Raw genomic sequence first — 15,918 nt, 5'->3', positions numbered from 1 at the left:
AATTTTTTTAAAAAAGTTAGAAGGAGTTTTTAAGCCAATGTCGAAATTATAGTACATAGGCTTGAAAGGAGGAATTCATCTATGAAATTCAACATTCGTGGTGAAAATATTGAAGTAACTCCAGCATTAAAGGAATATGTAGAGAAAAAACTAAGTAAGTTAGAGCGTTATTTTGATACATTCCCAGAGATTAAAGTTAATTTAAAAGTATACTCTGACAAGCAACGTGTCGAGGTAACAATTCCATTTACTGATTTATTACTTCGTGCAGAAGAAACTAATAGCGATATGTACGCTGCTATCGATTTAGTAGTTGATAAACTTGAGCGACAAATTCGTAAACATAAAACAAAGGTAAATCGTAAGTTACGTGAGAAAGGTTCTGTGAAAACAAACTTTATCCTTCCAGAAGCAGTAGCTGTTCTGGATGCGGTAGAAGAGGATGAATTAGAACTTGTACGTACAAAACGATTTGATTTAAAACCGATGGACGTTGAAGAAGCGATCCTACAAATGGATATGCTAGGACATAATTTCTTCGTCTTCACAAATGCTGATACAAATGAAACAAATGTTGTATATGGCCGTAAAGACGGGAAATATGGTTTAATCGAAACAAAATAATCATTCAAAAGCGTAGCCAAAATGGCTACGCTTTTTTTATATGTTTTTTGCTTCCTTATCTTGTAATATTGATATGAATTTTAATGGCTAATTCGTAATGAAATTTAGAAGTCATGTTTTGTCACGGTTAATTGTATTACTATTCCAAAAGGATCTCGCACAATGGCATAATCCGGGCTGAAGGAATTTTTTTCAAAAGGTGTTAAAATATAAACCTCATCATGTTGAATTAGATTGTGATAGAGTGTTTCAATGGTTTGGAAATCTTTAGATTGAATGCATAATGATGAGCTATTACTTAATTGCCAAGGGCGTGTGGAATCCACTGCCTGTTCTGCAATCATAATTTTATTAGTACCAATTTGTAAAACGGAATGGGTAATATAATGTTCTTGGCTTTCTTTATACGTGAAATTCGGATCTATTTCTTTCATTTCTTTATAATTCTTTTTAAATAAAACTTTTGCACCTAAATACTGTTCGTAAAATGCAATTGCTTTAGCACCTTGCCCATTTAATGATAAAAAGTGATTACTTCAAAGTTCATTGTATTGCCTCCTTCATAATATGTGTACACTTATTACTATACAAGTATAAGGTGCCACACATTGGCACCTATAGGGAGAGTTTATGAAAAAAGTTGAACGTTTAAATCAGATGCTACGCTTTATTAATCAAAAACAAACATTCACATTGAAAGATTTAATGGATGAATTTCAAATTTCAAAAAGGACAGCTTTACGTGATATTGCATCTTTAGAGGAAATGGGTGTACCTCTTTTTGCAGAGTATGGTCGATATGGAGGATATCGTTTAATAAAAGCGATGACATTACCACCGATTTCATTTACAAATCATGAAGTTTTTGCACTTTATTTTGCAATGCAAGCACTAAGTAGTTTTGTAAGTATTCCCTTTCAAATCTCGCTTCGTTCCATCAATAAGAAGTTCTTGGATAGTGTTTCATCAAAACAGCGTGAGCAAATTGAAAACTTGCAAAAAAGAGTTTCCTTTTTTCATTCGGAACAAGCACATGAATGTGGTTATCTAGAAGAGATTTTGTTAGCCGCTGTTCAAAATAGGGCTTTAACTATAAACTATGTAACACTGAAACAAACGACAATGCGCCGTATTCAGCCGATTTCGATTTATGCAATGAAAGGTTATTGGTATTGTCAGGCTTACGATTTAGATAAATCTGCTTATCGAGTGTTTCGCTGTGATCGTATTAGGTCGTCAGAAATAGTAGATGCTCAGGATAGTCTGGATTTGGAAAATATAAATATACATAACGCACATATTCTTTGGAAAGCAACTGAACAAGCTATTCAATTTAAATGCTCAATTACTGCGAGGGGGATAGAGATATTTAAGCAACAACAATATCCTTCGATGAAATTATGGGAGGAACATGAAGGGACATATTTAATAGGAACTTATGAGCCTGCTGAAATTGACTTTATCATCTCGTATCTAGCTAGTTTTGGTAAAACTATAAAAATAATTGAGCCATCTTCTTTAAAAGAGAACTTAAAAGAATACTACATAGATTTAATACAAAATTTGTAACGAAGAGAGATTAGTTTGTTGGAACAAATGAAATACAAACTTTTTCTGAATATAGGGCTAGACATTTGGACGATTGTTGTCATAGTTATAAGACAAGTGTTACAATTATCATTAGGTTTATACATTTTAGTTTTTTTAATTAGGAGAAAAATTGGCATAACATATATTTGATTTTTATAACGACTGATTGTAAAGAGAGAAAGAAAAAAGCAATCGGAAGTTTTATTTTAATAAAAAGAGGAGCGTATTCCCTATGATCGGTATTTTAAAAAAGGTGTTCGATGTTAACCAACGCCAAATTAAACGTATGCAGAAGACAGTTGAGCAAATTGATGCATTAGAATCATCTATTAAGCCACTAACTGATGAGCAATTAAAAGGAAAGACGCTTGAATTTAAAGAGCGTTTAACAAAAGGTGAGACAGTAGACGATCTACTTCCTGAAGCTTTTGCGGTTGTTCGTGAAGCAGCAACTCGTGTTCTTGGAATGCGTCCATATGGTGTGCAGTTAATGGGTGGTATTGCCTTACATGAAGGGAATATCTCTGAGATGAAAACGGGTGAAGGTAAAACGTTAACGTCTACTTTACCTGTATATTTAAATGCTTTAACAGGAAAAGGCGTTCACGTTGTTACAGTCAATGAATACTTAGCGCAACGTGATGCGAGCGAAATGGGACAACTTCATGAGTTTCTTGGCTTAACAGTAGGAATTAACTTAAACAGTATGTCACGCGAAGAGAAACAAGAGGCTTATGCTGCTGATATTACGTATAGCACAAATAACGAGCTTGGATTCGATTACTTACGTGACAACATGGTGCTATATAGAGAGCAGTGCGTTCAGCGTCCACTTCATTTTGCTATCATCGATGAAGTCGATTCCATTTTAGTCGATGAGGCACGTACGCCGCTTATTATTTCTGGACAAGCTCAAAAATCAGCAGAGCTATATATGTTTGCAAATGCATTCGTTCGTACATTAGAAAATGAGAAAGAATATTCATTTGATGTGAAAACGAAAAATGTAATGTTAACAGAAGATGGTATTACGAAAGCTGAGAAAGCTTTCCATATCGATAACTTATTCGATTTAAAACATGTAGCACTTCTTCACCATATTAATCAGGCGCTTCGTGCACACGTTGTTATGCACCTTGATACAGATTATGTTGTGCAAGAAGGCGAAATCGTAATTGTAGACCAATTCACTGGTCGTCTTATGAAAGGTCGTCGTTATAGCGAAGGTTTACACCAAGCTATTGAAGCAAAAGAAGGCGTAGAAATTCAAAATGAAAGTATGACACTGGCAACAATTACGTTCCAGAACTATTTCCGTATGTATGAAAAATTATCTGGTATGACTGGTACAGCGAAAACGGAAGAAGAAGAATTCCGTAGTATTTATAATATGAATGTTATCGTAATTCCAACGAACAAAGATATTATTCGTGATGACCGTGCTGATTTAATCTTCAAGTCAATGGAAGGCAAATTCAATGCAGTTGTTGAGGATATTGTAAATCGTCATAAACAAGGACAACCTATTCTTGTTGGTACAGTTGCAATTGAAACGTCAGAGCTTATTTCAAAAATGTTAACACGTAAAGGTGTACGCCATAACATTTTAAACGCGAAAAACCATGCGCGTGAAGCAGATATCATTGCAGAAGCTGGTATGAAAGGTGCTGTAACGATTGCGACGAATATGGCTGGTCGTGGTACGGATATTAAGCTTGGAGACGATATTAAAAACGTTGGTCTAGCAGTTATCGGTACAGAGCGTCATGAAAGCCGTCGTATTGATAATCAGTTACGTGGTCGTGCTGGTCGTCAAGGGGACCCTGGTGTAACGCAGTTCTACTTGTCTATGGAAGATGAACTAATGCGCCGCTTCGGTTCTGATAATATGAAAGCGATGATGGATCGCCTTGGTATGGACGATTCACAGCCGATCGAAAGTAAAATGGTTTCTCGTGCGGTAGAATCTGCACAAAAACGTGTAGAAGGAAATAACTATGATGCACGTAAGCAGTTACTGCAGTACGATGATGTACTTCGTCAGCAACGTGAAGTTATTTACAAACAGCGTCAAGAAGTAATGGATTCTGAGAACTTACGCAGCATTATTGAAGGTATGATGAAATCTACGGTAGAACGTGCTGTTGCGCTTCATACACAAGAGGAAATTGAAGAAGATTGGAACATTAAAGGTCTTGTTGACTACTTAAATACAAACCTTCTGCAAGAAGGAGATGTAAAAGAAGAAGAATTACGTCGTCTTGCTCCAGAGGAAATGAGCGAGCCAATTATCGCGAAGTTATTAGAGCGTTACAACGACAAAGAAAAGCTTCTGCCAGAAGAGCAAATGCGTGAGTTCGAAAAAGTTGTTGTATTCCGTGTTGTAGATACGAAATGGACAGAGCATATTGATGCGATGGATCATCTTCGTGAAGGTATTCATTTACGTGCGTACGGTCAAATTGATCCACTTCGTGAGTATCAAATGGAAGGATTCGCAATGTTCGAGTCAATGATTGCTTCTATCGAAGAGGAAATTTCTCGTTACATTATGAAAGCTGAAATTGAACAAAACTTAGAGCGTCAAGAAGTTGTTCAAGGTGAAGCTGTTCATCCATCTAGCGATGGCGAAGAAGCGAAGAAAAAACCGGTTGTAAAAGGTGACCAAATGGGACGCAATGATTTATGTAAATGCGGTAGTGGCAAAAAATATAAAAACTGTTGTGGCATTGGGCAGTAATACAGAGCGGTAGTTCAGACTGCTGTGCAAACTTTTACATCAAAAATGTGTAATAAAAAGGATTAAACTCTCTCCGTAATAAGCGGAGAGAGTTTCCCTTGTTTTCATATGAAAGTAACAGCAATTACATAGAGGTGAAGGAAATGGAATTAGTAGAAATTAGGCAAGAATTAGAAAAAATGGCTAAGAGATTAGCGGCTTTTAGGGGGTCTCTTTGACCTCCCTACTAAGGAAAAACAAATTGCAGAATTAGAAGAAAAAATGATGAGCGCAGGATTTTGGGATGACCAACAAGGCGCACAAACTGTAATTAATGAAGCGAATGCGCTGAAAGATATGGTTGGAAGTTTCCGTCAGTTAGATGAGACGTTCGAAAACTTAGAAATGACGCATGAACTGTTAAAGGAAGAGTATGATGAGGATTTACATGAGGAATTAGAGTCAGAAGTGAAAACTTTAATTCAAGAGATGAATGAGTATGAGCTTCAGTTACTGCTAAGCGATCCTTATGATAAAAATAACGCGATTTTAGAATTACACCCAGGTGCAGGTGGAACAGAGTCACAAGACTGGGGTTCTATGTTATTACGTATGTATACACGCTGGGCTGAAAAACGTGGATTTAAAGTAGAAACGGTTGACTACTTACCAGGTGATGAAGCTGGTATTAAGAGTGTTACTTTATTAATTAAAGGGCATAACGCTTACGGTTACTTAAAAGCAGAGAAAGGTGTACATCGTCTTGTACGTATTTCACCGTTCGATTCTTCAGGTCGTCGTCATACATCATTCGTATCTTGTGAAGTTGTACCTGAGTTCAATGATGAAGTTGAAATTGAAGTGCGTACAGAAGACTTGAAAATTGATACGTACCGTGCAAGTGGAGCTGGTGGGCAGCACATTAATACGACAGATTCAGCAGTTCGTATTACGCATACACCGACAAATACGGTTGTAACATGTCAGTCAGAGCGCTCTCAAATTAAAAACCGTGAGCATGCAATGAAAATGTTAAAAGCAAAATTATATCAAAAGAAATTAGAAGAACAACAAGCACAATTAGATGAAATCCGCGGTGAACAAAAAGAAATCGGATGGGGTAGCCAAATCCGTTCTTACGTATTCCACCCGTATTCTCTTGTGAAAGACCACCGTACAAATACAGAGGTCGGTAACGTACAAGCAGTTATGGATGGAGAAATTGATCCATTTATTGATGCGTATTTACGTTCTCGTATTTAATAAGAGAAAAAGCCAACAGGATTGTTGGCACATGCTGAGGTAAAAGAGGATATAAAGAGGTTTATCTTATTTATATTGATGAAATAATGAGGAAGAGAAGTTGAAAACGACAACTTCTCTTTTTGATGAGATTATATGTAGAATACAGCGCTGCATATTGTTTTGTAAAAAGTAGAGAATAGTAAAACAAAGCGGTAATAGAGTAGGATCTTATATAGAATTTTTTTGATTTACTTTGAAGAAAGAGGTTCTTTATAGAATTTTCTAAGGTGTTCACAGAATTGAAACAATTTGTGAAAGCTTTATTTTATTAGGCTTCTCGATATATTTGTAAAAAATATGAAATACACCTTAGTTTTTCTATATAAAGATAATGCTTATAATGAATATTGAGTGTGTTATGAGGACTATTGCCTAGTTAGGAATGAAAAGAATATCAACAATGGGGAGCGATAGAAGTGAAAAAGAAATTGTTGGCTATTGCGTTAGGAACATCAGTCGTTTTTGCTTTAGGAGCATGTGGAAATAAAGAAGAAAGTAAACCTTCTAAACAATCTGCAAGTACAGATAGTGCAGAACAAATTTTTCAAAAAAGTTGTATAGGCTGTCATGCTAAAGATTTATCAGGAGCAACTGGACCCGATTTACGAAAAGTAGGGCAGAAATACGACGCAGCAGAGATTGAAAAGATTATTGAAAAAGGTCGCGGTTCAATGTCACCAGGAATTATTCAAGGTGAAGATGCGAAAAAAGTAGCTGAGTGGTTAGCTGAACATAAATAAGAAACGTAATTAATAAACGAGCTGATTGTATAACTTGACCGAAAAGCGCTTTAGGTTAAGCAATTACATTAGCTCGTTTACCTTTTTTGGGGATGTAACATAACTGTAACAAAATTGTATCCGAACTGGAAACCGATTGATGTTACAATGAGGTTTGTAGAATTTTGATGAAATATATTACATAGAGTAGCGGTGCTAATAAAAAGCATGTATGAAAGCTACCTTCAACAAGAATGGTCAAGCGAGAGTAAGGTTTTCTTTTATTTTCAAATGTGCAGAAAAGTATTTCGAAAAAAATCATTAAGTATTGGGTGATAAATAATGATAAAAATGACGAATGTTTATAAGGAGTACCCAAATGGTATGAAAGCCATTGCTGGTCTCACAGTTAACATTAAACAAGGTGAATTCGTATACGTAGTTGGACCGAGTGGAGCCGGAAAATCTACATTTATTAAAATGATGTATCGTGAAGAGAAACCATCTACAGGATCAATTAATGTAAATGGACTTGTAATTGAAACATTAGCAGAAAGAGATGTTCCATATTTCCGTCGTCAATTAGGCGTAATTTTCCAAGATTTTAAATTGCTACCTAAATTAACGGTATATGAGAATGTTGCGTTTGCTTTAGAGGTAATTGAAGAAGAACCAGATGCGATTCGTGAGCGCGTTACAGAAGTATTAGGTCTTGTTGGTCTTGAAGAGCGTGCCGATGCACTTCCAAATGAGCTTTCGGGCGGAGAGCAACAACGTGTGGCGATTGCAAGAGCGATTGTAAATAAGCCAAAGGTTGTAATTGCCGATGAGCCAACAGGTAACTTAGATATTGAAACAGCTCTTGATATTATGAAGATTTTTAAACGTATTAATGAGCGTGGTACAACGATTGTTATGGCGACACATAACGCAGATATCGTAAATACAATTCGTCATCGTGTAATTGCAATTGAAGGCGGAAAAATTGTTCGAGACGAGATTGAGGGAGGATACGGATATGAAGGCTAAAACCCTTAGTCGACATTTGCGAGAAGGTGTGAAAAATCTATCCCGTAACGGATGGATGACGTTTGCTTCTGTAAGTGCAGTAACAGTTACATTATTACTTGTAGGTGTCTTTTTAACAGCGATTATGAATATGAACCATTTTGCGACGAAAGTAGAGCAAGATGTAGAAATTCGTGTGCATATTGATCCAGCAGCAAAAGAAGCTGATCAAAAGAAATTAGAAGAAGATATGAGTAAAATTGCGAAAGTAGATTCTATTAAATATTCTTCTAAAGAAGAAGAGTTGAAACGTTTAATTAAAAGCTTAGGCGATAGTGGAAAAACGTTCGAATTATTTGAGCAAGATAACCCACTGAAAGACGTATTTGTTGTAAAGGCGAAAGAGCCGACTGATACAGCAGCGATTGCGAAAAAAGTTGAGAAAATGCAGTTTGTAAGTAATGTTCAATATGGTAAAGGTCAAGTTGAAAAATTATTTGATACTGTAAAAACTGGTCGTAATATCGGGATTGCGTTAATTGCTGGTCTTCTATTCACAGCGATGTTCTTAATCTCTAACACAATTAAAATTACAATTTATGCTCGTAGTACTGAGATTGAAATTATGAAACTTGTTGGTGCAACAAACTGGTTTATTCGTTGGCCGTTCTTGTTAGAGGGATTATTCCTAGGAGTATTAGGATCAATTATTCCAATCGGAGTAATTTTAGTTATATATAATTCATTGCAAGGTGTGTTTAATGAAAAACTTGGCGGAACAATTTTCGAGCTTCTACCATACAACCCGTTCGTATTCCAATTAGCTGGTTTATTAGTGTTAATTGGTGCATTAATTGGTATGTGGGGAAGTGTAATGTCAATTCGTCGCTTCTTAAAAGTATAAAAAGTTGCAAACATAATTCGTACAAGCTTATCATATAGTAGAAATAGGTAAAGGCATCACACATCGTGTGATGCCTTTTGCTACACCACCTGTGTGTTCTGGAAAGGGGAATTCCGCATTGAAACGTAGAGTTGCAATTATTGGAATGGTTGTTGCATTTTTAATTGGTGCTGGCGGGATGTTTGGCGGTATGTACTGGCTTGGGATAAATCCAGCGTATGTAACGCAAACGATGTCGAATGGCAATGCTAGCACAGCGCAAGGGAATTTGGCAAAAATTAATGAGGCGTATGCACTAATCGATTCACGTTATGTGGAAGACGTGAAAGACGACAAGTTAGTCGAAGGTGCAATACAAGGCATGTTGTCTACGCTGAAGGACCCTTATTCCACGTATATGGATAAAGAAACGGCAAAACAGTTTAGTCAGTCACTAGATCCTGAGCTTGAAGGGATTGGAGCTGAAGTGAACAAGACGGATGGTAAGCTTATTATCGTATCGCCGATTAAAGGTTCACCAGCAGAAAAGATAGGAATTAAACCGAACGACCAAATTTTATCTGTAGATGGAAATAGTGTGAAAGATTTATCACGTGAAGAAGCAGTATTGAAAATTCGTGGTAAAAAAGGAACGACTGTTGCAATTGAAATTAAGCGCGCAGGAGTAGCTGATCCGATCGTATTTAAAATTAAGCGTGAAAAGATTCCAATCTTCACTGTATTTAGTTCAGTAAAGAAAGAGAGCGGAAAAGATATCGGTTATATGCAAATTACTTCTTTCGCTGAAAATACTGCGAAAGAGTTTAAGGATCAGTTGAAAGAATTAGAAAAGAAAAATATTACAGGCTTAGTTATTGATGTACGTGGCAATCCTGGTGGCTATTTAAATAGTGTAGAAGACATACTAGGAGAAATCATGACAGATAAAAAGCCAATGTTGCAAGTAGAACAGCGAAATGGTGAGAAGAAGAAATTCTCTACGGAATTGAAAGAGAGAAAATCATATCCAATTTCAGTATTAATTGATAACGGAAGTGCTTCTGCTTCAGAGATTTTAGCTGGTGCGCTAAAAGAAGGAGAAGGATACGATTTAATTGGTGAAAAAACGTTTGGTAAAGGTACTGTTCAGCAGGCTGTTCCATTTAAAGATGGCAGCAACATCAAATTAACGATGTTTAAATGGTTAACACCGGACGGTAATTGGATTCATAAAAAAGGAATCGCGCCAACTGTAGAAGTGAAGCAACCAGATTATTATCATGCGACACCACTTCAAATTGAAAAGACACTTTCATACAATTCAAATGATGTGCAAGTAAAACACGCGCAAGAAATGCTTAAGAGCTTAGGATATGTACCAGGTCGTGAAGATGGATACTTTAGTAAAGAGACAGAATCAGCACTAAAAGCGTTCCAAAATGCAAATGAGATTGAAGCGACAGGGCAACTTGATAAAAAGACAGCTGAAGCAATTCAAAATAAAATTATTGAAAAAATCCGTTCTGGAGAAAACGATTTACAATTACAAACGGCATTGAAATTAATAGCGAAATAAGAAAGAATACAGGCACTTTGATGCCTGTATTTTTTTATGTGTTAAATATGATAAGATAAAAAGAAAGAATGATATAAATGGTGGTGAATGAATTCGTGGAGGCATGGCTTTTTGAAATATTACGAGCAGTTGGACGTTTTTTCTTACACCCTGCTGTCTATGTATTTTTAATTAGTAGTATCTTCGTTGGATACTTACGTATATTAAGAGAACGAAAAGATTTTTCTTTTAAAGTATATGATATTTGGTTTGAACTACGAACAACTCTATTTGCAGGTATTGGGTACGGATTAATCGTATCTATTATTACGATTGGGCTCGGGCTTGTCGTTTCAAAAGCGAGTTTATGGGCAGTTTTACTTTGGACGTTATTATTTGGATTAACTGCTATGTATCGATATTTATCTGTAGCGTATACGTTCGGTATCGCTATTGCATTCGTGTTGTTATCGTCTAAGATGCCAGTTTCCTTCTTACAGCTTGGAGAAGGTGAAGAGGGTACGATTGTATCCCTTGCTATTTTACTAGGCGTTATGCTCGTTGTAGAGGGTTTATTGATCTCTAAAAATGCAGTACGATATTCTACGCCGAAAATTAAAAAAGGTAAGCGTGGGTTACGAATTGGACTACATGAATCAAATCGTCTATGGCTTGTACCAGTATTTATTCTTATACCAGGAGACGCAGTGACAGGATTTATTCCTTGGTGGCCTGTCGTTTCAATAGGTTCAACTACATACTCTTTATTCCTCGTTCCATTTTTAATTGGATTTATGAGAAAGATTAGAAGTTATGAGCCGAAGGAAGCTTTATTATTTACAGGAAGACGTGTATATGGACTAGCAGGACTCGTACTCGTTTTAGGAATCGCAAGTTATTGGTGGCACGTATTCGCGATAATTGCGATGGGAGTTGCAATGCTTGGGCGTTTCACAATTTCAATGCAAGAGAAAATTGCGGATGAGACAAGGCCGGCGTACTTTGCCGCACGTAATGATGGGCTCGTTGTGCTAGATACAATTCCGAATACAATTGGGGCAGAGATGCATTTAAAGCCTGGAGAAGTTATTACGAAAGTAAATGGAGTCATTCCAAGAAGTACAGAAGAGTTTTATGATGCGCTTCAAACGAAGACAACAGGAGCATTTTGTAAATTAGAAGTATTAGACACAAATGGGGAGCTTCGTCTTGCTCAAACGGCATTATACGCCGGAGGTCATCACGAATTAGGTGTTGTGTTTATTCAGCAGGAGCATGAGTGGGATTCAGAAGCTATATAATAAATGGAAAACCTTCATCCGAAATAGATGAAGGTTTTTTTAGTTTCATAGACGGATAACTTGAATAATTATTTGATAATGGTTATCATTTAGAGAGTCTTTTTAATTTGGAAAAGGGAGGAAACATATGCTACGTAAATTTTTTTCTTACTATAAACCGTACAAAGGTTTATTCGTACTCGATTTTTCCTGTGCAGTTATCGCAGGTTTACTCGAACTTGGTTTCCCGCTTATCGTAAATCAATTTATTGATAAGTTATTACCAGGACAAAACTGGACGCTTATTTTATGGGCTTGTTTCGGTTTATTCGCAGTTTATGTGTTAAATGCAGGTTTACAATATGTCGTTACATATTGGGGACATATGCTTGGTGTTAACATTGAAACAGATATGAGACAGAAATTATTTGATCACATTCAAAAGCTATCATTCAGATTTTTTGATAATAATAAAACAGGTCATTTAATTTCACGTCTTACAAATGATTTAATGGAAATTGGGGAAATTGCTCACCACGGACCAGAAGATTTATTCATTGCTGTTATGACTTTAGTTGGAGCATTTTCATTTATGATGATGATCAACTGGAAGTTAGCGCTTCTAACATTCTTCGTGATTCCGTTCTTATTATGGTTGGCACTTTATTTCAATAAAAAAATGACAGGTACGTTTAGACGTTTATTCTCAGACGTTGCTGATTTCAATGCATGTATTGAGAACAATGTTGGTGGTATCCGCGTTGTACAAGCATTCGGAAATGAAAAGTTTGAGAAAGACCAGTTCGCTGTGAACAACGCTCGTTTCCGTACAACGAAATTAATGGCGTATAAAATTATGGCGTTAAATTCATCGATTAGTTATATGTTGATGCGTCTTGTAACACTTTTTGTATTAATATGTGGTACATGGTTTGTTCTGCAAGGTGAATTAACGTACGGTGGATTTATTGGATTCGTTTTATTAACGAATATTTTCTTCCGCCCAATTGAAAAAATTAATGCGGTTATTGAAAGTTATCCGAAAGGAATCGCTGGTTTTAAAAGATATGTAGAGCTTCTTGAAACAGAGCCGGATATTGTAGATTCTAAAGATGCAATTGAAGTAAAACATGTACACGGTGATATTCAATACAATAACATCACGTTCGGATATGAAAATAAAGAGCCGATTTTAAACGATATTAGTTTGAAAATACATGCAGGTGAAACAGTTGCTTTCGTAGGGCCATCAGGGGCAGGGAAAACAACATTATGTAGTTTATTACCACGTTTTTATGAACAATCATCTGGATCGATTCAAATTGATGGCATTGATACAAAAGAGATGACGTTGTCGTCACTTCGTAAGCAAATTGGAATTGTACAGCAAGATGTTTTCTTATTCTCAGGAACAATTCGTGAAAATATCGCTTACGGAAACTTAAAAGCCTCAGAAGCTGACATTTGGCAGGCGGTAAAACGTGCCCAGTTGGAGGACTTAATTTACTCGCAACCAGATGGCTTAGATACAGTTATCGGTGAGCGTGGTGTGAAACTTTCAGGAGGACAAAAGCAGCGCTTAGCGATTGCTCGCATGTTCTTGAAAAACCCACCGATTTTAATTTTAGATGAAGCAACTTCTGCGCTAGATACAGAGACGGAACTTGCTGTCCAAAAATCACTTGCAGAACTATCTGTTGGCCGTACAACATTAGTTATTGCTCACAGGCTTGCAACGATTAAAAATGCAGATCGTATCGTTGTTGTAAATAAAGATGGTATTGCAGAGCAAGGTTCGCATGAGGAACTAATTGGGCAAGGCGGAGGATACAGTCGGTTATATGAAGCTCAATTCAGTTCGTAAATATAATTTCTGCTGAATTAGTGCACCATAAGTAAGTGAAAATCTTATATGGGGGGCTATAAAGCATGATTGTAACAACAACTTCTACAATTCAAGGGAAAGAAATTATTGATTATATCGATATCGTCAATGGAGAAGCAATTATGGGGGCGAATATCGTTCGTGACCTGTTTGCTTCTGTTCGCGACGTTGTTGGTGGTCGCTCAGGCGCTTATGAAAGCAAATTAAAAGAAGCGCGAGACATTGCAATGGAAGAGATGAAAACTCTCGCAAGACAAAAAAATGCAAATGCTATTGTTGGTATCGACGTGGATTACGAAGTAGTTCGTGAAGGGATGCTAATGGTTGCGGTGAGCGGGACTGCTGTCCGTATATAAAGTGAAACTTTAATCAGTGGGGGGCATTCCCCCACTGATTATTAGCCTTCACCAATCGGGCGTTTAATGCCCACAAATAGCGGGATAAAGTGAAAAGCCGTGCTGGTGCACGGCTTTTTTTGTTGTTGTGTCTAACATGATGGGGAGGTGATATTCTATGTCGAAGCCTCGATATTTCTTGGGAAATGTGGAAGGTCCCGTCGATATATGGGGAAGACATTAGAGCGCTTCTTTACACTGCCGAATTCGAACTAATAATTTTTCATATTCTTGTTCGAGAAATGTGATGTCATCATGCTGATTTTGGATAGAAATCCGGCTGATGATTTCTGTTAATTTTGTTTGTAATCGTAATAATTCTTGTTCAGTAACGTTTACAGAATCCCCGGTGGTTCTTTTTGTGTATTGCTCGTAATTGCCGTGGAATATTCTTGGTTCGCTCTCATCTACTTGTAGAATATGGTTGGCAACAGAACGAATAAATGCACGGTCATGGCTAATGAAAAGTATTGTGCCAGGATACTCCTGTAACATGTTTTCTAATTCCTCTTGTGTTGCCAAGTCTAAATAGTTTGTCGGTTCGTCGAGCAGAAGCATATTATAGTTTCCTAAAAATACTTTTGCGAGTGCAACTTTCATGCGTTCTCCACCACTTAAGACGTGCACAGGTTTATAAACATCTTCACGGCGGAATAGGAGCCTTGCAAGTATTGTTCGAACGAACGATTCTGTATAGTTTGTTTCTTCTAGAACGTTTTCTAAAATTGTTTTATCTGTTTTTAAAATAGATAATGTTTGTTCAAAGTATCCAATTTTACAACTTTTCGAAAGCTGAATGCCACGCTCGTTCGCGAGAAGCATTTTGAACAAAGTTGTTTTTCCGCTTCCGTTTGTCCCTAAAATAGCAACCTTTGCCCCAGGGACAATTGTTCCATTCATATTTTTAAATAGTGTGCGATCCCCTATTTTCTTTGTTGTTTTATTAAACTGTACAACCGCTTTACTATGAACTGGTGTGTGGTACTGTACATCAAACTGGGCTTGAGAAAAGTCTTTCGGCTTTTCTTTCTTTTTCAACTTTTCGAGGCGTGTTTCTAGTGCTTTCGCTACTTTGCTAACATTTTCTTGCCCATGAGCCCCGCTGCACTTATAAAGTTTAGATTCAGATGAACTGAACCGTGTTGGGATTTTGGTCATGCTAGAAGCACGTTGCTTTCTTTGTGAAATTGACTGTTCTAACCGATTTTTTTCTTGTATATATTGATCATATTCTGCTTGTTTTTGTATTCGCTCACGTTCTTTTTGCTTTCGATAGTTTGAATAATTCCCTTTGTACTCTTGAATTATGCCGTCTTCAATTTCGATGATTTTGGTACATATGGTATTTAGGAAGTCACGATCATGTGATATTAAAACAAGTGCACCTTTGTAAGATAAAAGTGCCTTTTCTAATTGCTCTGTACCAAACATATCTAAGTGACTTGTTGGCTCATCAGCAAATAGAATGCCTGCATCTTGTTCGAGGGCATGGGCGATCTTTAGGCGCATTCGTTCACCGCCGCTCATTGAATTTGCGACGTTTGAAATATTCCATTTTCCTTTAGCGAGGGAAGAAGCGGTTTCCGGTATTTCTTCGCTAAGCTGAGGAATGATGGCGATAGAGCTATGATGAGTTACTGTACCTTTGTCAGCTTCTATTTCTTTACTTAATAGTTGTAATAACGTAGATTTTCCGGATCCGTTGACTCCGACAATTCCTATACGATCGTTTGCTTGAATTTCTAGTGATGGTAACGTAAATATGGTGCGATCACCAAAGCTCTTTTCGATATTACGTGCGATTAAAATAGTCATAAAAAAACCTCCCTAGTTTCACTAGAGAGGATAAACGTCGCCCTTCAATGTAAAAAATCGTACATAAATAAACGATTTTTTACATGATCGTATCGAAAGAAAGTATCGACAAATGGACAGACTAATCCTCTGCTAGTTTT

Annotated in this window: 12 protein-coding genes and 1 pseudogene; 11 read left to right on the top strand and 2 right to left on the bottom strand. The window is 36.8% G+C overall.

The genetic code is table 11. The features are described 5' to 3' along the window. Nucleotides 1–81: 81 nt before the first annotated feature. Nucleotides 82–624 (top strand): ribosome hibernation-promoting factor, HPF/YfiA family, encoded by a 543-nt coding sequence (gene hpf / locus MRBLBA3_RS04460; protein WP_000671193.1) that lies wholly within the window; start codon nucleotides 82–84, stop codon nucleotides 622–624. A 104-nt stretch (nucleotides 625–728) separates the two neighbouring features. On the opposite strand, the pseudogene MRBLBA3_RS04455 reads toward hpf, so the two are convergent. After that, a pseudogene (locus MRBLBA3_RS04455) lies at nucleotides 729–1,171 on the bottom strand (VOC family protein). Nucleotides 1,172–1,254: 83 nt separating this feature from the next. Between MRBLBA3_RS04455 and MRBLBA3_RS04450 the strand changes: the two are divergent. From MRBLBA3_RS04450 to MRBLBA3_RS04405, 10 genes are all read left to right on the top strand, one after another. Then, nucleotides 1,255–2,193: a helix-turn-helix transcriptional regulator gene (locus MRBLBA3_RS04450; RefSeq protein WP_088008465.1), complete on the top strand. Its 939-nt coding sequence runs from the start codon at nucleotides 1,255–1,257 to the stop codon at nucleotides 2,191–2,193. A gap of 253 nt (nucleotides 2,194–2,446) precedes the next feature. Continuing rightward, on the top strand, nucleotides 2,447–4,954 hold the full coding sequence (gene secA / locus MRBLBA3_RS04445) for a preprotein translocase subunit SecA (protein WP_000579391.1): 2,508 nt from the start codon (nucleotides 2,447–2,449) through the stop codon (nucleotides 4,952–4,954). A gap of 143 nt (nucleotides 4,955–5,097) precedes the next feature. Beyond that, nucleotides 5,098–6,196, top strand: a protein-coding gene (prfB, locus tag MRBLBA3_RS04440) for a peptide chain release factor 2 (RefSeq protein WP_097809445.1) whose coding sequence is annotated in 2 segments (ribosomal slippage) — nucleotides 5,098–5,169 and nucleotides 5,171–6,196 — 1,098 coding nt in all. Because the reading frame shifts where the segments join, the coding sequence is not laid out codon by codon here. A gap of 458 nt (nucleotides 6,197–6,654) precedes the next feature. Then, nucleotides 6,655–6,978: a cytochrome c551 gene (cccB, locus tag MRBLBA3_RS04435; protein ID WP_000727963.1), complete on the top strand. Its 324-nt coding sequence runs from the start codon at nucleotides 6,655–6,657 to the stop codon at nucleotides 6,976–6,978. Between the two features lie 321 nt (nucleotides 6,979–7,299). Beyond that, on the top strand, nucleotides 7,300–7,986 hold the full coding sequence (gene ftsE / locus MRBLBA3_RS04430; protein ID WP_000594330.1) for a cell division ATP-binding protein FtsE: 687 nt from the start codon (nucleotides 7,300–7,302) through the stop codon (nucleotides 7,984–7,986). Further along, on the top strand, nucleotides 7,976–8,869 hold the full coding sequence (ftsX, locus tag MRBLBA3_RS04425; RefSeq protein WP_000645024.1) for a permease-like cell division protein FtsX: 894 nt from the start codon (nucleotides 7,976–7,978) through the stop codon (nucleotides 8,867–8,869). Before ftsE ends, ftsX begins: the two co-directional genes overlap by 11 nt. 70 nt (nucleotides 8,870–8,939) lie before the next feature. Continuing rightward, the gene (locus MRBLBA3_RS04420; protein WP_002077899.1) at nucleotides 8,940–10,424 is read left to right on the top strand and encodes a S41 family peptidase; all 1,485 of its coding nucleotides are present in this window, start codon (nucleotides 8,940–8,942) and stop codon (nucleotides 10,422–10,424) included. A 95-nt stretch (nucleotides 10,425–10,519) separates the two neighbouring features. Continuing rightward, entirely contained in the window at nucleotides 10,520–11,704 is a 1,185-nt protein-coding gene (locus MRBLBA3_RS04415; protein ID WP_176527010.1) for a PDZ domain-containing protein, read from the top strand. Between the two features lie 127 nt (nucleotides 11,705–11,831). Further along, complete coding sequence (locus MRBLBA3_RS04410) at nucleotides 11,832–13,547, top strand: ABC transporter ATP-binding protein (protein ID WP_098401632.1); 1,716 nt, start codon at nucleotides 11,832–11,834, stop codon at nucleotides 13,545–13,547. Between the two features lie 65 nt (nucleotides 13,548–13,612). Then, complete coding sequence (locus tag MRBLBA3_RS04405) at nucleotides 13,613–13,924, top strand: YbjQ family protein (protein ID WP_000637520.1); 312 nt, start codon at nucleotides 13,613–13,615, stop codon at nucleotides 13,922–13,924. A 219-nt stretch (nucleotides 13,925–14,143) separates the two neighbouring features. Here MRBLBA3_RS04405 and abc-f read toward each other — a convergent pair whose 3' ends face one another. After that, a complete protein-coding gene (gene abc-f, locus MRBLBA3_RS04400) occupies nucleotides 14,144–15,778 on the bottom strand; it encodes a ribosomal protection-like ABC-F family protein (RefSeq protein ID WP_098477747.1) in 1,635 nt (544 codons plus the stop codon). Between the last annotated feature and the right edge of the window lie 140 nt (nucleotides 15,779–15,918).

The organism is Bacillus sp. LBA3-1-1.1 (genome assembly GCF_040676495.1).
Lineage (GTDB): Bacteria > Bacillota > Bacilli > Bacillales > Bacillaceae_G > Bacillus_A > Bacillus_A nitratireducens.
Note: the sequence above shows the minus strand (reverse complement) of the source record. Positions and strands in the feature narration are given on the sequence as shown.